Here is a 17,966-nt window from a genome sequence, read left to right as displayed (position 1 = left end):
GGGCGCGGCCGCAGGTGCAGTAATAAGTTTTTAAGCGCAGGAACAGCGCAGGATCTATTCCTTGCGGATATCATCGAAGTAGTAAGTCTCCCCCATCCCCGCTGATCCGAAGTTGCCAAAGAGAACAACTCGTCTGATGTTGGAGAAAGACTCGATACCTGAAAAGTCGAACGTTAGTTCTTCCCACTGATCAGCACCTGTAGTTGTTGCAGGTATTTCCAGGTTGTCGTCCGGGTTATCGGGGTTCTCCATTTTGAAGAGGATGGTTGCACCGGCAACGGGAGACCAGACTTTGAGTTTCATGCTTTGCCCTCCGCTGAAATCGATGGGTCCATCGAGGTCGATGAATACACCGGCCCAGACTTCCGAGCCGTCGTTCTTGGTCAGGCTGGCGACCTTATCGCTGGTGTTGATTCCACTTACATCAGGATTATCGACAACCTCTGCGCCGGCTCCGCCGAAACCTTCGAAAACATAGTTCACGTTGCCGTTCTGGAAGTCGAGGGGAAGGGCAATTTCGTCGCCACCTCCGCCACCGCCTCCGGCTGCACCATCAAGGCTGATGTCATCGAAGTAAAAGTTCTCCCCCATTCCGTTGGTTCCGAAATCGAAGAAGATCACAATTGTTTCGTAAGTCTCTGTGAGGTCTCCCGCACCACTGAAGTCGAATTCGACAAGGTGCCACGCGTTAGCTTCGGTAGTATTGGCGGTAACCTCAACGTTGATGTCAGCGTTTTCCCCGTCTTCGAGTTTAAGGATGATAGGAATACCAGAACGTGGCGACCAGACATTGACGTAAATCTTACTCCCTGAGGAAAAGTCTACCGGGCCTTCAAGGGCGAGGAATGCGCCCGCCCATACTTCCGAGCCGTTTGATTTGCTGAGCTCAACGACGCGTGCGCTGCTGTTGGCCTCGGTAACATCTGGGTTTGCGACTACGCCGGCTCCCGCTCCACCGAATCCACCCCATGCGAAGTCGAGTTCGGTATTCTCAAAGTTGAGGGGCAGCACCAGTGCGTTGTCTCCGCTGTTGACCGTTACCGTCTGCGTTTCTTCCAGAGAGGTTTCCACCCCTTCGCTGAGTGCCACAATGCGGATGTCATATTCTCCCGCAGCAGCATACGCATGGCTGATGGTTTCGCCTTGCTGAAAGAGCGTTGGCGTTTCGTCGGCTACATCGCCGAAGTAAGCATTGAAGCCATCCGCGAAATCCGCCATTGCTTCTACATCGACAGAAAGGGTATTCCCTGGTGTTCCGTTGATGCTTACCACCAGGTTGCGGGGTGGTGTGGCGTCTATGATCAGTGTCTCGGAGAGCGTTGCTGTCTGACCATTGATCCCGGTAGCCGTGAGGCTCAGGGTGTAAGTACCGACGGCGTAACTGTGGTTAACGGATGTTCCGATCGTCATTTCTTCAACCGGGCTGCCATCGCCGAAGTCGATGCTAAACAGCGTTACGCCTTCTCCTCCGGGGGTAATGGTGGCTTCGCCCGGGTTTTCGGAGTTCACCACGATATCCAGCGACAGGTCGACAGGGCCTGCAGCGTCCTCGAGCGCAGGGAGAATCTGCTCATCGTCACAGGCTGTAAAACCAACGAGGAAGAGCAGGAAGAATAAATATTTTACGGGCATGACCGAAAAAGTTTTCGATAGTTAATAAAAGGGGGGAACGGGCAAAAGCTTAGTAGCCTGGGTTTTGATCCCAATTGCCGCCTGCAAACTGAATCTCTTCGAAGGGAACAGGAAAAACCTCATTCTTGCCTGTTGTGAAACCGTCAATTGCACCTGCGGCCGCGCCCTTGCGAACGAGGTCGAAAAAGCGATGACCTTCGCCCATCAGCTCAAGGCGGCGCTCCTGTTGGATGAATTCGGCGAGGGCCGTTCCTCCGGCGTTGATGTCATGGTTCTCGTCGCCGAATGCCCGGCGGCGTACCTGGTTGAGGTAATTTCTTGCCTGCTCGTCGTTGCCAGTTGCGTTGAGCGCTTCGGCGGCCATGAGCAGTACATCTGCGTAGCGAATGGCCCGGTAATTGTTCGGGTTGGTCAGGTTTTGATCGCCGATGTTGGAGTCTCCCTTACGGGCGATGTACTTGCGGTTGTAGTACCCCGTGTGTTCATTACCGATTCCGAAACCGGCACCGGTTTCTTCGGCCCACGCATCGATGTCCAGAATGGCTACATCGCGGCGCTGATCGCCGGGTTCAAAAGCGTTGAACGCCTCTTCGGTCGGCACATTGAAGCTGAAGCCACTGTCGTAAGTAGGTCCGGTATGGTTACGGATGCCATTGAAGCCAACGGCAACGTTGCCTTCGCTGCACTGCAGACAACCAAACCCGGCGCCTTCGGCATCGGTGTACTGCACCTCAAAAACGGCTCCGGGGCCGTTTTCTCCGGTATTTTCGAAAATCTCGGCGAAGTCATCGTTAAGGCTGAAGTTTCCAGACTCAATCACTTCGGTAAGAACCGTGGCTGCGGCCGCAAAATCTTCCTGGTACAGGTAGGCTTTGCCCAGCAAAGCCTGGGCAGCTCCCCGGCTGACTCGTCCGGTTTGCGGCGCAGTAACCGCCAGGTCCGGAATCGCCAGGGTGAGGTCTTCCACGATAGAAGCATAGACTTCTGACTTGGACGCCCGTGGCAAACTCGTTTCGTCGCCCAGCACAAAGCGCTCATCGCCCTTGATCGGGATGGGCCCAAACCACTTCACCAGCTCAAAATTGTAGTAAGCCCGCAGGAAGCGGGCCTCGGCGATGATCTGTTCCCGTCCTTCGAATTCGGTTTTGTCTTTGAATTCCAGCAGGTAGCTCGCCCGGTTGACGCCGGCAAACATCCAGTTCCAAATGTCACGAACCTGAGCATTTACGGGCGTATGAATCATATCGTCCACTTGCTGGATGCCGATTACATCGGTAGCACTTTCTCCTCCGGCAAGCGTATTGTCGGAAGCAATTTCCCCCACCATTACGTTGAGGTAGGTTGGCTGCAACAAATCGTACGCCCCGATGAGTGCGTTCTGGTAATCTGCTTCGGAGTTGAAGTAGTTCTCGGAATCGATAGAATAGAGCGGACTACGGCCGATGAAATCGTCTTCGCAGGCAGATGCTCCTATCAGGAACAATACAAGGGTAAAAAATATATTCTTTTGGCTCATGATCGAGATAATTCCAGTAAAAAGAAATGCGATAAAATTCGGAGACCGTTTCGCAGGAAGCGCCTTCAGGTGCAGGCCCCTACAGGCTCAGGTTCGCACCGAAAATGAAAGTGCGGGCGATGGGGTAAAACCCGTAATCAATGCCACTGCCAATTGGTGCTCCGCTCGAAGCTCCCGGGTCGAAGCCTTTGTAATCGGTCAGGGTGAGCAGGTTGTTTCCGCTCACGTAGAGCCGAAGCGATGAACTGCGGGCGGTTCCTACGTTCAGCGGCAGCGTATAGCCCAATTGTACACTCTGGAGACGCAGGAAAGAGGCGTCTTCGACGTAGAAGTCAGAGAAAACACCGTTTGAAGTGGCCGCGGTGGTTACCCGGGGTACTTCGTTGCTGGTTCCTTCTCCGGTCCAGCGATTCAGGTAGTAATCGAGGCGGTTCACATCCGAGAGGGCCCGCTCGTAATTGCGGACGATGTCTCCCCCGAGAGATGCGAAGGCGTAAGTCAGCAGGTCAAAACGTTTGTATTCCAGCTGGAAGTTGAAACCCATTGTCATGTCTGCGATCGGATCACCAAGGTTAGTCCGGTCGTTCGGGTCGATGACGCCGTCTCCGTTTACGTCCACGAAGCGGATATCGCCCGGCTGTGCATCTGCGCCAAGAGCGATTTGCGACGGGTGAGCTTCCACTTCAGCGGCGTTTTGGAAAATGCCATCGGTTTGGTAGCCGTAGAAGTAGCCGATTGGCTGCCCGACTTCCATGCGGGACGGTGCCAACTGGCCTACCCCGAAGGCGCCACCTTCGATGAAGCCTGTTCCGTTGTTCACTTCAAGCACTTCATTGTCGAGCGTGGTAATGTTATAGCTCAGGTTTAGCTTGAGGTCTTTGTTGAAACGTTGTTGGTAGCTGATGGCGAGTTCAAGCCCTTTATTACGAACAGCTCCTGCGTTTACCGTTGGGGCCGCGCTGCCGGGAGCAGAGGTCCCTACGATTCCGGATACTGGGATGTTTGAGATCAGGAGGTTGTCCCGCGTATTGATGAAGTAATCTGCCGTGACGTTGAGTTTGTAGTTGAGGAGGCCAAGGTCGAAGCCAACGTTAAACTTCTTGGCTTCCTCCCACTGCAGAGACGGGTTGGGAAGAGCACCGATGGCCGTTCCGTTCACCAACGAACCATCGAAAACGTAGGTGGCTTCCCCGTCCAGCGAACCGATATAGCCATTGTTCAGGATCTGGTCGTTGCCAAGGATTCCATAGCTGACCCGAAACTTGAGCAGATCGATCGGGCCGTTTTCAGCGAAGAAGCTTTCATCGGAGGCAATCCATCCTGCCGTAAAAGATGGGAATAAGGCAGCCCGGTTTTCAGGACCGAACTTGGTGGACGCATCGCGGCGAAGCATCGCGGTCAGGAAGTACCGCTCTTTGAAGTCGTACTGCACTCTGCCGAAGTAAGACAGGCGCCGTTCGTCGTAGGAGTAGGAGCCTACGTCCCGGACGCCCTCCGGGCTGGTACCCGTAGCCAGAGAGATGTCAGCAAATTCCCAGTCGTTGTTGGGCACATCGAATCCGGTGGCGAAGAGCCCGTTTCCGACTTCCCGGAACAAAGTCGTTCCGGCGGTAGCCGTAAGGTTGTGCTGGTCGGCAAAACTGCGCTGGTAAGTACCGTACAAGTCTACAGAGTAGTTATTATCGTTGATCCCGTTCTGAGAAACACTCGAGCGGTTGACGTCGAATACTTTGCCTCCGTAGCTCACTTCTTTTGCGAAGGAACGACTCTCGCTGTTGGATGTATTGAAACCCACCCGACCGGTGAGGGTAAGGCCCGGCAGGGCCGTCCAGTCCAGGCTTACCTGGCCGTTCAGTTTATTGAGATCGTAATCGTTGAACGTATTAGCAATCTGCGCTGCGGGGTTGATTACCTCGATACCCAGTCCTGGCGTATTGGGAACCAGACTGAAGTCTCCGTTTTCATCGAGTAGCGGCAGGGTTGGCGGCGCATTGAGGGCATTGAATAAAACCGCTCCGAGGCCATTTTCGCTCAGGGCATCGCGGTCGATGTTGGTATAAATGACATTGGTAGTGAGCTTGAGGTCTTCGGCCAGGTCAACGCCTAAGGACAGACGAGCTGTGTTTCGTTCAAAGTTCGACTTCTCTCCACCAATGATTCCCTCCTGAGAGAGGTGAGATCCGCTGATGGAGTAAGTAGTCTTGTCACTGCCTCCGGAAACCGTTACATCGTGACTCAGCATCGGGGCACTTTGGAACACCTCGTCTTGCCAGTCGGTGCCAACTCCCAGGCTGCTGGCATCGGGAAACGGCAGCGACTGTCCGCCGCCGGCGTAACTTTCGTTGAGCAGCAGACCGTACTCCGTTGCGTTCAGAAGGTTCAACTCACGGGATGTTTCCTGAATACCATAGTAAGTATTATAGCTCAACTGAGTAGGGCGGTTTTTTTCTCCCGTCTTAGTAGTAATCAGGATAACCCCGTTGGCCCCCACTGTTCCGTAAACGGCGGCCTGGGCATCCTTAAGAACAGTGATGCTGGCGATGTCCGTCGGGTTGACAGTGCTGAGGTCTCCCTGGTAACCATCGATGATCACCAGCGGAGCGTTCTGTCCGTTGGTGGACACCCCCCGGATGCGGATGTTGAGCCCGGCGCCAGGCGCGCCGGATTGGGTCGTTACGTTTACCCCCGCCACAGTTCCCTGCAGGGCTTGCTCTATTTTGACCGGCTTGAGGTCGTCGATGGTCTCATTATCGATGGTTACAACCGACCCCGTAACGTTTCGCTTTTGCTGCGTACCGTAGCCAATCACCACAACTTCTTCGAGGGCCTGAACGTCGCTTCCGAGCGCAATGTCCACCCTACCCGAAGCGGGAACTTCTCTCTCTACTGTTTTGTAGCCGGTGTATGAGGTTCTTAGCTGACTCCCTACCGGTACAGCATCAATGGTGTAATTCCCGTCGAAATCCGTTATCGTCCCCAATACCGGCCCGTCGGAGCTTGGTTGAACAACAATTACGCTGGCTCCAATCAGTGCTTCCCCCGTAGTGGCATCAGTGATGGTACCCGTTACGGTGATGGACTGGGCGGCGAGTCCTCCCCATCCCAGGATGAGGGCAATTATTATAATATACTGGCGCATGTGACTTTAAATTCTAAACCTCAACCGGCCTGTTACAGGACTCAGCTGGCAACCGGATTACAAACCCTCCTGATTGCAGTGTAAAATTATTCAGTATTGGTCCGAAATCCCGCATTTTCCACCACTACAAAAACCACACAACCGGTAAAAACCTAGTGTTTACAAGGGGTTATGCTAATATTAAAGCCACAAAGCCTATTACAGAGCAGCTAAACAAAAGCAGTAAAAAAATAGCTTTGTATGGGTAATGTTGTAGCCTGAAACCGGTACTACAGGCTCATGATATACTCCACCAGTCCTGCTTTGGGCTCAAGGTTGATCTTTTTCCGCAGGCGGTAACGCTTTACTTCCACACTACGCGGGGAGATGTTGAGCATCGGCGCAATTTCCTTAGAGGAGAGGTTAAGTCTGAGGTAAGCACAAAGCTTCAAGTCATTAGGGGAGAGTTCAGGATGGAGCTCTTTTACTTTCTTGAAAAAGTCCTGATCTGCGTTTTCGAAAGCTTCTTTGAATAAGCTCCAGGTTTCACCTTCATCCAGGTTCTTGTCTATTGTTTGAATTACCTGGGCGATGCTCTTCTCCGGATTTTGGTTCGACAGCAGGTTTTCTTTAATCTGTTGCAGCAGTTCATTCTTCCGGACAAGACTCATGGTAGAATTCGCTACTTCCCGGTTTTTGCTATTGATGTCTTCCTGCAACCTCTGGTTGTTGATCCGGATCATCTCCAGTTCCGTTTCCCGTTCTCTGGCGGCGAGCCTGCGATCGTTCTCCAGTTGGAGCGCGCGCTGTTTGTTGCGGTAATAGCGGGTATAGGCTTTGTGCAACAGATAAATCAGTGCTCCTACTGCCAGAAAGTACACCACGAAGGCCCAGGCCGAGGCATACCAGGGCCGCAGTATCCTGAAAGTGTAAGACACGGTGTTCTCAGAGCTACGGCGACCGAGCAAAGAGCGGGCCTCCAGGGTGTATTTCCCGTACTGAAGGCCGGGAAAACTCAGCGTCGACTCTGGTGACCATTCACTCCATTCATTACTCAGGCCAAGCAGCCGGTACTGAAAACGGGGAACGAAATACTTTTCGTAGGAAGGCACTGCGAGTTCAAACTTCAGGCTGTGGTCTTCGTAGCGGACTTCACCGTTCTCCGCCAGAGACATTGCGATCGGATCGCCGGCAGCCGGGTAGGCGGTGGCAGATGCCAGGCGAATCTCGTGTTGATGCAGAGGCACCGCCGAGAGTGCCAGCAGCAAATAACCATCGGCTGTACCAATCAGCAACGTATCCCTGCCACTCTCGGAAATGTTTTCGTAACCGGATTTTGCGTTGACCAGCCGGGCAGGCAAAGGAATCGTTTGCCTTTGTAACTCATCGCTGACTACGCCGGGATGAAAGAAGCTGATGCTCTCGTTGGTGAAAAACCAAAGCCGGTCTCCCAGCACGGTCATTTTCCCCGAGCTGTACTCCGTGCTGCCGATTGCTCCACTCAGGGCCTCGGATTTTCGAAAACCTTCCTCGTAGCCCACCAGGCTGAAGATGCCGTCGCGTGAGAAATACAAAATGCTGTCCTGAAACCGGGTAAGACCGGCATTCTTACCCTTTTGTGGGGTATCGAACAGTTTAACTTCGGTTACGGTCCGGTAATCTTCACTGACTTTCAGCCCGTAGATGCCACGGTATTCGTGGCTGATGTAGACTTCCCCGGCTTCGGTGCTGGCGAGGAAACGGGCCGAATAATCGAACCCCTCAATCTTGTTCCGGAACGACCAGTTCCCATCTTTTAGCTCTAATACGGCAAGGCCGAAGTAATTCCCCAGCAGCAAGAGGTCCGGATGACCGGGAATAGTTTCAATCCGCCAGGTCCCACCTCCTCCTGAAAATATCGGTATTGCATCCGAACCGTTGACCAGGAAGACGCCCTGGTCGTGCGCGCAAAACAGCTGTTGGTTGTATTCAAAAAGAGACCATACCTGACCTCTCGTTCCGGGGATAATTTCTGGCAAATCCTGACCGTAACGAGATTTGATGAAAAGCCCCTGGTTGCTGGCCAGATACAAATCATCGCCAAAAACAGCAGAAGCATGAACCGTTCCGAGCTGCCCTGAATCATCGGTAAATTTCCGTAAAGGCGAAGAAAGGTTGATGCAGCTGAGTCCGTTATCGGTGGCTACCCACAGGTTGTTTTGAGCATCCTCAAACAGCGAAAGAATGGTGTTATTGGCCAGACCGTCGATTTGGTCAAGGTGGTACAGCAAATCACCATCGGGGGCAACGATGTAGACGCCGTTGGAGACCGTCCCGAAGGCCCGGCCTCCGCGACGAAGGTCAGTCGCGCTGTAAATGCGGTTTCCGCTAAGAAACGTATTGCGCTCCGATGCCTTCAGTACTCCGTTACTAAGGGAGAAACAGCCTTCAGCGGCTGTTTGCAGAATTAGCTCGTCGCGGTCTTTCCACAGGTGGACGATGTATCCGGGGGTTTCATCCTGTGATAAAACCGGCGATATTTCGCCGGACTCCAGCCGGAACAACCGCTGTTTCTGATCGGTGAAGTACAATTCACCGTCGACGGGGAAGACCTTTGCCACGCCTTCTTCCGGAGATACAATCCTGATCTCTTCGTTGCCCGGCTCATGAAAGAACAACTGATCGAGTGATTGAAAGACCAGGTAGCCTTCGTGGAAGAAAATATTCCAAAAATGTTCATCGGGTAGAATACGATCCCGGAGATCGGCGCAAAGTGTGTGGTAATCCAGCTTGCCGTCGGGCGTTCGTTCCCAGTAACCGAAATCCATGTAAAAACCCGTATAGATGCGTTCGCCATGCGCCTTTACCGATCTGAAAATTGTCTCGTTCGGAGAGGGGTACAAAGACCATTGATGGCCGTTAAACTCCAGCAACCCCTGGTTATTGGCGACGTAAACAAGCTTTTGCTCATCCTGGCTGACGGCCCAATTCTGGCTCCCGCCGCCGTATGTTTCCGGTGTAAAGGATGCGATTGGCGGCAACTCCTGGGCTGATAAACAGCAACACCACAAAAGCAGATAAAACAAAATTGAATTACGACCCATCGATTCTTTTTCCGTCGCGAAAGGTAGGAAATATCCATAGCAATTGGCTCTTATCTCTAATTTTCGGGACGGGTTCAAGTTTTCGGGCGCGGCCGCAGGATGCAGTGAGGGTTGACCGGCCAGGCCTCTTCGAGCGTTCCAGGTGACCTGAAAAAAATCCCTCCTCCGTTGGTACGGAAGAGGGATCATCCCGCGTGCCAGGGCACCGGTATTCAGTTGATGGGTATACCATGCTATTTTGAAAACCTCCATTGCACCTGCGGCCGCGCCCACCGGAACATCAGCAGTAAGCCATACAGCCGCTGCCTCAGGAGAGGAGGCAGGTAGCTTACCAGATCCGCACGCGGTCTTCGGGGGCGAGCCACATTCCATCGCCCTCTTTGATATCGAAAGCTTCGTAGAACGCGTCGATGTTTACGAGCGGCTGGGTAGCACGGTTGCGCCCGGGAGAGTGGGGATCGGTTTTCACCTGATTGCGCAGGGCTTCATCGCGGGTGAGGGTACGCCATACGGTAGCCCAACTCATAAAGAAACGTTGCTCCGGCGTAAAACCATCGACTTTATCGGGACGGCCGTTGCGTGCGTAATTGAGCTGCAGCCCGTCGTAAGCGCCGAGGACGCCACCGAGATCACCAATGTTTTCGCCGAGGGTAAACTTCCCGTTGATGTATACACTGTCGAGTACCTCGATGGCGCTGTACTGCGCTGCCAGCGCGTCGCCGCGCTTCGTAAATTCCTCCAGGTCGGCATCGGTCCACCAGTTGGCGAGGTTTCCGTCGCCGTCGAAGCGGGCGCCGGAGTCATCGAAGGCATGGGAGATTTCGTGGCCGATAACAGCACCAATACCTCCGTAGTTAACGGCGTCGTCGGCCAGGTAGTCGTAAAACGGAGGTTGCAGGATCGCGGCGGGGAATACGATTTCATTGTTGAGCGGGTTGAAGTAAGCATTCACCGTCTGAGGAGACATTCCCCATTCGGATTTGTCTACCGGTTCTCCGATTTCGGACATCATTTTGTCCTTACTCCATTTACCGGCCGCCTTCATGTTGTCGAAGTACGACTTATCGGCAGCGACCTCCATTGCCGAGAAGTCTTCCCACTTGTCGGGGTAGCCTATTTTGACGGTAAATTTGTCGAGCTTTTCAATAGCTTTTGCTTTTGTTTCGGGGGTCATCCAGTCGAGGGCCTGGATTCGGTTCTGGTAAGCTTTGATGACATCGGCGATCATTTGTTCGGCCTTGGCCTTTGCCGCAGGCGGGAACTTTTCATCTACGTAAAGTTGCCCGAGCGCTTCACCAACCGTTCCGTTCACGGTGTTCAGGGCGCGTTCATCGGCGGGACGGCGCGTTTTCGCACCGTTGAGATATTTGGCAAAAAACTCCCAGTTGGCGACTTCAATCTCTTCGGTCAACATACCGGCAGCGTCCGCGAGGGTATGCCAGCGAACGAGCGTTTTGACGTCTTCGATCGGGGTCGTGGTCAGAAACTCCTGTACCGCTTCAACGTATTTGGGTTGGGTCACGATAAGCGTGTCGATATCTTTCTCCAGGCCGCTTTCCTTCAGGAATTTTTCGAGGTCCATAGCAGGAACCATTGCCTGTACTTCTTCGAGGGTGTGGCGGTTATTGAAATTGCGGGCATCGCGGCTTTGGACCTTATCCAGGCGGGGCTCGGCCAGTTTGGTTTCGAGGTCAAGAATCTTCTTTGCGGCTTCATTTGCCACGGGCTCTTCGTCGCCGAGGAACTGCAACATCCGGGTAACGTGGTTAACGTACTCCTTTCTGATTTCTTTCGCTTTCGAATCCTGGTCGAGGTAGAAATCACGGTCGGGCAGGCCGAGACCACTTTCTGTAAAGTAGGCCCCGTTGACGGAGCTGTTGCTCAGGTCGGGGAAGGAACCGATCCTCAGAAAAGGGGAGCCAACGGCGGGGTTGGTGGCAAGTACCGTTTGCAGATCGGCGATGGTTTCGATTCCTTCAATCTCGTTGAGCGCAGACTGGAGTGGAGAAATACCGAGTTCATCGCGCTTCGCCATATCCATTTTGGTATCGAAGATGGCCAGCGCCTTGGCCTGATCGGTATCAGGAGCATATTTACCGCTTGCTTTCGCTTTGGCAAGAATGGCAAGAACGTCATCGGAAGTAGACTTGGAGAGCACACCAAAACCGCCCCAGGAGGTACGGTCGTCGGGGATCTCGGTTGTCTTCATCCAGTTGCCATTGACGTAGTTGTAGAAGTCGTCTTTTGGATCTACGGAAGTATCCATGTTTTCGAGGATGATTCCGTGAGGTCCATCGTCGGTGGTGGTGGTAGAAGTCTCACCGCCGCAGGCGGTGATGGCCAGCGCGAAGGCTGCCAGCATAAAGTAGTTAAGGCTTTTCATTCTAAATCCCGAGTTTGATAATTAGAAAATTCGGGGGCGAAACTACAACGGCCTCAGGTCGCCGGAGTCATCGAATAGATAAACCAAGCTTTTCTACGACGTCAGATGCTCAGAAAATCGACGAATGTGCTTCTTTTAACGACGTAACCCGCCACTAAACGACGGGTGCAAGCTACTGCTCCCGTAACCGCCAGCCTTCCCCCTCCCGGTGAATAGCCGGGACGGGCGACTTCGGATCGCGTAGTTACTGCCGGGGTATACTTCTACAGTCAGTTTCAATAACAGATGTACCGGCCGGAGCCGGAGAGCATCAAAAACCGTCTTCTGCTGCGAATTAAGGCAGGCTTGAACCTTAGCGCTTATCTGATATTTTGCATCCTTATTCCCAGCGCTCTCAAAAGTAGGGGGTGTAATCCGGAGCCAGTTCTCTCCGTAATAACCTCACTCCAATCCCTCTCCGACACGCCTCGCTTCGGGCTCAGCGGAGAGGGGCTGTCCAGAAGAAAACGCGCTGCGTTTTAGTACTAAAGCTGTCGGTCTGTTTTACCGTCAGCTTACACTCACTACGCTTAAAGATCGAAACCAATATCCCCCCGGTAGTTGCAACCGGCAAAATTGATCTTCTTAGCGTTTTCGTAACTGAGGGCGAGGGCGTCTTCAAAGGTTACACCGTAGCTGGTTACGGCCAGTACCCGGCCGCCGTTTGTTACCAGGCTGCCGTTTTCATCGAGCTTTGTCCCCGCGTGGAATACCATACTGCCCTCCACATCTTCTATGCCGAGGATTACCTTACCTTTTTCGTACGGCCCGGGGTAACCACCACTGACGAGTACGATGGTTGCAGCCTGACGCTCATCGAATTCAACAACTGCCTGCCCTAATTCTCCGTCTGCGGTTTCCAGACAGAGCTGGAGGAAGTCTGAGCTGAGGCGAGCCATTACTGACTGCGTCTCAGGGTCTCCCATACGGCAGTTGTATTCGATAACGTAGGGCTCATTGTCTACCGAGATAAGACCGATGAAGATGAATCCTTTATAGTCCAGGTTTCGTTTCTGGATGCCCTCTAAAGTAGGTTTAACGATGCGTTGCTCGACCTTGGCCATCATATCAGCATCAACGAAAGGAGGATGGCTCACCGAGCCCATTCCACCGGTATTCGGGCCGGTATCCCCTACCCCGATCCGTTTGTAATCTTTAGCTACGGGGAGGATGCGGTAGTTTTCCCCGTCGGTGATCACGAACACCGAAAATTCGATTCCGTCCAGGAAGTCTTCTACCACCACTTCACTTCCGGCTTCGCCGAACTTACCGCCCAGCATCGCTTTCAGCTCTTCCTTTGCTTCTCCGCAGTCATTCAGGATCACAACACCTTTTCCGGCAGCGAGTCCGTCAGCCTTTAGTACAATCGGGGTTGCGCTGTTGTGGAGGTACTCGAGCCCTTCCTCCAGGCTGGCAGCATTGAAGCGTCGGTACCCAGCCGTAGGGATGTCGAATTCCGCCATAAATTCTTTAGCGTAGGCCTTGGAGCCTTCCAGTTGTGCAGCTTCGGCATCGGGACCGATAAAGCGGATATCCGCCAGATCAGCATCCTTTTTAAAGAAATCTTTTATTCCCCGCACCAGTGGCTCCTCCGGTCCGCAGATTACTAAACTGACGTTGTTGGTGAGTACAGCGTCCTTTACTGCCGGAAAATCATTGGGGTTGAGATCCAGGTTAGTAGCATATTCGCTGGTTCCGGCGTTGCCGGGTGCCACAAACAGTTGCTTGCAAAGCATACTTTCGGAAAGGCGCCATGCCATGGCGTGTTCGCGGCCGCCGCCGCCCAGGAGTAAGACATTCATTATCGGTAAAGGTAGTTTGGCGGCGAAGGTAAGGTGGACCAGTTAGATGGTTAGCATTTTAGTACGTCAGTATTTCCAATCGGACAGGTTAATTCAGAATCTCGTCGGTTCCGAGATAGAGCCGTTCAGACGTCAGGTACCAGTGTCGCTTAGCGGGTAGAATCATTTTATCTATTTCGGCTTCGCCTTCCAGCAAAATATATTCTCCGGTTCCGGGGCCGTCAATGTCGTGGTAGAAAGCGTAACCGCTCAGAGAGTAATCCTGAGGATCGAAGTAGAAGAACCACGAGTCTTTACCTGTTTCGGGGGCGTAGGTCACTTTCATTTCCAACAATGTTTTGCCATGAAACCAGACTTCGTGAATTTCAGGATCAATGATCGTGCCTTTGTCGCGCAGCTTCATGGGTAAACCGTAGAGGTAAGTATAATAGTCGCGCATGGCCAGCATTCGTTTTGGGGTAAGGCCCAGCCGGTTGATGGTACTCGAGTCGGCTTCAGTATCACCGTTTACGCTGTAGCCGAAGGTTCCCTTCAGGTAGCGCATTTGCAGTTTGTCTTTTCCACGAACCTGTTGCATATCGAACTCATCGGTAAGCGGAAACAGAGACAGCCGGGTGTGCCTCACCGTTCCGTTGGGCCGGCTTTCGGCCAGTTGGATCAAATGGCTCTGTTTTCCCCAGTTTCCTTCGGGATCATGAAAGCGGAGGCTGCGGGTCAGAACGGAATCGGCCGAGAGTTGGTGAGGCTTGCGGGTCCATTCTCTGAGGCTTTGCTTGTTCATCCTGATGTAGTGCTCGTTGCCCGCTTCTTCGGCCAGGGCTAAGCTGCGGTTCATCAGCCGCAGCGCTTTGGCTTCGTTGCCGTTCTTATACTCAATGATGGCGTGGTAGCGGCTGCGGCCGAACTGTTCTTCGTCCGCTGCCGCCCAACGGTCAATCCATGCTTTGGCCTTACGGGCGCTGCCATTGTCGAGGTAATAACGCGCAATTTCATAGTACTCTTTGGGGTCTTTTGCCGGATTGAGTTCGACGGCGGCCCGGTCACTCACCTGCAGCTCGGTGGGCAGGCTGATGTGAAGCCTGAGGCGGTACCATTCCCATTCCATCACCAGGTCTGCCCCCTGAGCGTTTACGTTCATCCACCGAAACTCGAGGGTTTCGATCCGTTCGGGCAAACGGCGCGGAGCGGCGTCTATCCGCAACAGATCTCTTTCTTTTTTATAGCCTCTTGCTCCCCAGTGGTTGACGTCACGGTTGAGGACCCAGGTCCAGCTGCCATTCCGGTCGGGTATGATAAGAAGGGAGTAATCCCCTGCGGGTACCGGTTTACCGTCAATTTCTGCGTCGCCATCGAGTGAGAGCACGGTATTTTCGTTTGCGCCGGCCCGCCATATTTCACCCCAGGGCAGCAGCTTCCCAAAGATTTCCCGCTGACGTACATTCGGACGATTGTACTTAACAGACAATTGGGTGTACCCTGCATCGATCGTGGTCGTGGCTGGCGGACTTGCTTTGGGCGCAACAAATTGTGCGCCTAAAAACATCGGGAAAAACGCCAGTAGAATGATTAGTCTGTACATTTTATGTTTACTCTGGAAGGTTTTAGCCTGGCTAATAATACCGTTTCATAAATGAAACCAACCGCTTACCCTCTAAAGTTCACGAATGGTGTGTCAATTTAGTCATAAAACCCGTTGCTGTGTATTTGTTTGGCCCGATTTTGTGGCAATCTGTTAAGGTTCCATAATACATCAGCTCCAGAAGTGGATTTATACCCGCGTCAGCGTGGTATGGTGGCGCGGTCGCAGGTGCCGGAGAGCGTTATCGGGGGAGAACAGGTTTCGGGTCTCAGCCCCCCCTGAGCAACAGTGGATGCCAACCCGTCAGAAGTTGGTCTCCCCTACCGTACACAGTAATGCGGAGGCTTCATGTTCTCAGCGCAATTAGTCGGTTTCAGGGCGCCGACGCAGGTGCAAGGCTGCGTTTTTTTTGAGAATCGGGGGGCGCAAACCAGATTAAAACCACGCAAGCTCTGTTGAAACAATATCATCCAAAGCTCAACCACGCGCTGCACCCACAGGTTATCTGTCTTCCCGCAAGGAGAAGGCACCCGCCTGATCTCAGGCGGACTCTATTTCAAAACTTCCTATTGGAATTTATTCAGGCAATCTATGTGGGCTGAGATTATCACTAAAACCTTTTTTCTGTTTGCGGTTATTGACCCCCTGGGTTCGGTCCCCGTTTACCTCGAAGCGACCAAGCAGCTCGACGAAAATCTCCAGAAAAAGGTGGCCATCCGGGCCTCCGTCATCGCTTTTTTCATCCTGCTGTTTTTCATCGTGGTTGGCCAGGTGATTCTCGAGGGAATGGAAGTCACCCTCGATGCATTCCAGATTTCCGGAGGAGTTATTCTCTTTCTGTTTGCCCTCACGATGATCTTCGGCGAAGGAAAACCGGAGTCGGAAAAACTGATGATTCAGGATTATCGTCACGTTACAATCTTCCCCGTAGCCATTCCTTCAATCGCCTCTCCCGGAGCCATTATGGCCGTAGTTCTCCTGACCGACAACCACACCTTCGGCCTGCAACAACAACTCATCACGAGCCTTTTGGTCATGCTGGTCGTTGGTGTCACCATGTCGATATTGCTGATGGCGAAGTACGTCCAGCGCCTGATCGGGACGTACGGAATCACGGTAATCAGTAAAGTGATGGGGCTCATTTTAGCGGCCTACGCGGTGCAAAGCATCCTCAGCGGCCTGAAGGACTTTTTCGTGGTCCTCGAATAATCCGGGGCCCAGTAGCCGCAACGATTTTTGCCGTAGATAGCCCCAACGAACGGGCACAAATCAGCTTGTTGCGATTGCTCCTCCCCAGCGCAGCAATCGCGACAATCTGGTTTGCGCCCCAGCGAACAGTGCTTTCGTTTACGGCACATAACCGTTGCAAATCACAACAATCAGGCGCGGCCGCAGGATGCAGGGTGAAGGTTGAAGCAGCCATCCTCTTCGGGGAAAGGCCGGTTCGGCAGCCTGCCGGCTGATCTTGCGGCTGCTTGCTACGGGGCTGTCTTGCTGCCGTTTACTTTTAAGGCTAAGAGGTGTAAGCCAACTTACCATTCTGTTTAATGCTTCTTTTGTAGAACATAGACGAAATTATAAAACAGCCCCGAAAACTCAGAAAAATAAAGGCATCTATGTTGTCAATCTATTACAACACCAATACTGTTCCAAAACACGATCTCCGCAACAATTGGAATTGATAGACTTCTAGCTTTTTTAGCTTTTCCAGAACTAGTATTTGGGTCTGCTACGACAAGAATATCGAGTTTTGACGAAACACCTTTTTTAATAATTAACCCTCTACTAAGCGCCAACTCATGAGCCTTTTCCCTGTCAATTTTGTCCCCTTTCAGTACACCAACCAACGCACCTGTAAAACATACAGATTTACCCTCATAAGGATTAGCTTTCTTGTCTGATCTACTATTCCCGTTCTTGTTCTGCCCTAATTCTAACCTCAGAATTAGATCACAGGTTGTCTCATCAAGGCCTAATAACTTGCTGACCAAGCTTAAATCTATTGATTCCGCTTCGGATATTACCTCATCCTCCAAGTAGAAAGAACATAACCTTCGGAAATATTCTTCATGAATTTTAGATAATGTCAACGAGGAAATGTTGAAGTCATCAGCATAGCCTTTTATAAGTTGAGCCTCCTCATCAGTCACAATCCGATCCTCAAGAATCCTATCAAGGAGATTTAGGTACTCTGAGACATTGTAACTGGATTGAGTCTCAAAATCTGGTCGATTTTTTATGATTCGAGACAACTTGTTTAGTTCATGTTGTTGTTTCAAGTTAGATTTATCTCGATTAAACTCAATCCGATCAGCCCCATTATTAGAAACACTGCAACTATGACTCTGAACCTCGTTGAGTTCTCCCAATTCATCTAAAAGTACTTTCAGGACTTTGGCTGTAGCAAGAGAGTCATCCGCCGCAGTATGGTAATTATTTACGTCGACGTCGAAATATTCACATAAGGACGACAATCTTCTACATGGCAACTCAGGAAAAGCAATCCTAGACAATTGTAGTGTACATAACCCATCTATTTCAAAATAATCAACTCCGGACAATTTCATCTCTTTAGATAAGAACTTGAAATCAAAAGTCTTAGAGCGTGTCTAAAATTATGAAAATTTAGATATAAAGGCTGCCAGTCGTATCTTGTAAGTCGCTAAACACTACAAATATGACCAAGCAGTGGACTCGGTTGACTGACAGCCAGTGGAACGAAGTTAAAGATTATCTACCAATCAACCGCAAGACAAAACATCAACTCCGGGATGTACTTGACGCCATTCTGTGGCTGGTGCGTACCGGTACTCA

General features: G+C 52.1%; 9 protein-coding genes and 1 pseudogene. 1 reads left to right on the top strand and 9 read right to left on the bottom strand.

Annotation, left to right across the window (positions count from 1 at the left end; genetic code table 11):
- Positions 1 to 54: 54 nt before the first annotated feature.
- The 7 genes from FUA23_RS19680 to FUA23_RS19650 all read right to left on the bottom strand — a co-directional run bounded on the left by FUA23_RS19680 (position 55) and on the right by FUA23_RS19650 (position 15,152).
- On the bottom strand, positions 55 to 1,632 hold the full coding sequence (locus FUA23_RS19680) for a PKD domain-containing protein (protein ID WP_147932488.1): 1,578 nt from the start codon (positions 1,630 to 1,632) through the stop codon (positions 55 to 57).
- 49 nt (positions 1,633 to 1,681) lie between these two features.
- A complete protein-coding gene (locus FUA23_RS19675) occupies positions 1,682 to 3,148 on the bottom strand; it encodes a RagB/SusD family nutrient uptake outer membrane protein (protein WP_147932487.1) in 1,467 nt (488 codons plus the stop codon).
- A 79-nt stretch (positions 3,149 to 3,227) separates the two neighbouring features.
- Positions 3,228 to 6,287, bottom strand: coding sequence for a SusC/RagA family TonB-linked outer membrane protein (locus FUA23_RS19670; RefSeq protein ID WP_147932486.1), 3,060 nt, complete (start codon positions 6,285 to 6,287; stop codon positions 3,228 to 3,230).
- A gap of 269 nt (positions 6,288 to 6,556) precedes the next feature.
- Positions 6,557 to 9,286, bottom strand: coding sequence for a helix-turn-helix and ligand-binding sensor domain-containing protein (locus FUA23_RS19665; RefSeq protein ID WP_187271142.1), 2,730 nt, complete (start codon positions 9,284 to 9,286; stop codon positions 6,557 to 6,559).
- A gap of 391 nt (positions 9,287 to 9,677) precedes the next feature.
- Complete coding sequence (locus tag FUA23_RS19660; RefSeq protein WP_147932484.1) at positions 9,678 to 11,732, bottom strand: M13 family metallopeptidase; 2,055 nt, start codon at positions 11,730 to 11,732, stop codon at positions 9,678 to 9,680.
- A 569-nt stretch (positions 11,733 to 12,301) separates the two neighbouring features.
- A complete protein-coding gene (gene purD / locus FUA23_RS19655; RefSeq protein WP_147932483.1) occupies positions 12,302 to 13,573 on the bottom strand; it encodes a phosphoribosylamine--glycine ligase in 1,272 nt (423 codons plus the stop codon).
- A gap of 88 nt (positions 13,574 to 13,661) precedes the next feature.
- On the bottom strand, positions 13,662 to 15,152 hold the full coding sequence (locus FUA23_RS19650; RefSeq protein WP_147932482.1) for a DUF6503 family protein: 1,491 nt from the start codon (positions 15,150 to 15,152) through the stop codon (positions 13,662 to 13,664).
- 591 nt (positions 15,153 to 15,743) lie between these two features.
- On the opposite strand from FUA23_RS19650, the gene FUA23_RS19645 reads away from it, so the two are divergent.
- Positions 15,744 to 16,361, top strand: a complete 618-nt coding sequence (locus FUA23_RS19645; RefSeq protein WP_147932481.1) for a MarC family protein — start codon at positions 15,744 to 15,746, stop codon at positions 16,359 to 16,361.
- 413 nt (positions 16,362 to 16,774) lie between these two features.
- Here the strand turns inward: FUA23_RS19645 and FUA23_RS22960 are convergent, their stop codons facing one another.
- Positions 16,775 to 17,431, bottom strand: coding sequence for a BRCT domain-containing protein (locus FUA23_RS22960; protein WP_406603411.1), 657 nt, complete (start codon positions 17,429 to 17,431; stop codon positions 16,775 to 16,777).
- A gap of 120 nt (positions 17,432 to 17,551) precedes the next feature.
- Positions 17,552 to 17,740, bottom strand: a pseudogene (locus FUA23_RS22955) (exonuclease domain-containing protein); the annotation flags it as partial.
- Positions 17,741 to 17,966: the final 226 nt, after the last annotated feature.

The sequence above is a fragment of the Neolewinella aurantiaca genome (assembly GCF_008014675.1).
GTDB lineage: Bacteria > Bacteroidota > Bacteroidia > Chitinophagales > Saprospiraceae > Neolewinella > Neolewinella aurantiaca.
This window is presented reverse-complemented; position numbering and strand designations above follow the sequence as displayed.

Bases quoted from the DNA above. Each gene is read 5' to 3' on its own strand.
- FUA23_RS19670 (WP_147932486.1), bottom strand. From the start codon at position 6,287: ATGCGCCAGTATATTATAATAATTGCCCTCATCCTGGGATGGGGAGGA.
- FUA23_RS19675 (WP_147932487.1), bottom strand. From the start codon at position 3,148: ATGAGCCAAAAGAATATATTTTTTACCCTTGTATTGTTCCTGATAGGA.
- FUA23_RS19660 (WP_147932484.1), bottom strand. From the start codon at position 11,732: ATGAAAAGCCTTAACTACTTTATGCTGGCAGCCTTCGCGCTGGCCATC.
- FUA23_RS19680 (WP_147932488.1), bottom strand. From the start codon at position 1,632: ATGCCCGTAAAATATTTATTCTTCCTGCTCTTCCTCGTTGGTTTTACA.
- FUA23_RS19650 (WP_147932482.1), bottom strand. From the start codon at position 15,152: ATGTACAGACTAATCATTCTACTGGCGTTTTTCCCGATGTTTTTAGGC.
- FUA23_RS19645 (WP_147932481.1), top strand. From the start codon at position 15,744: ATGTGGGCTGAGATTATCACTAAAACCTTTTTTCTGTTTGCGGTTATT.
- purD (WP_147932483.1), bottom strand. From the start codon at position 13,573: ATGAATGTCTTACTCCTGGGCGGCGGCGGCCGCGAACACGCCATGGCA.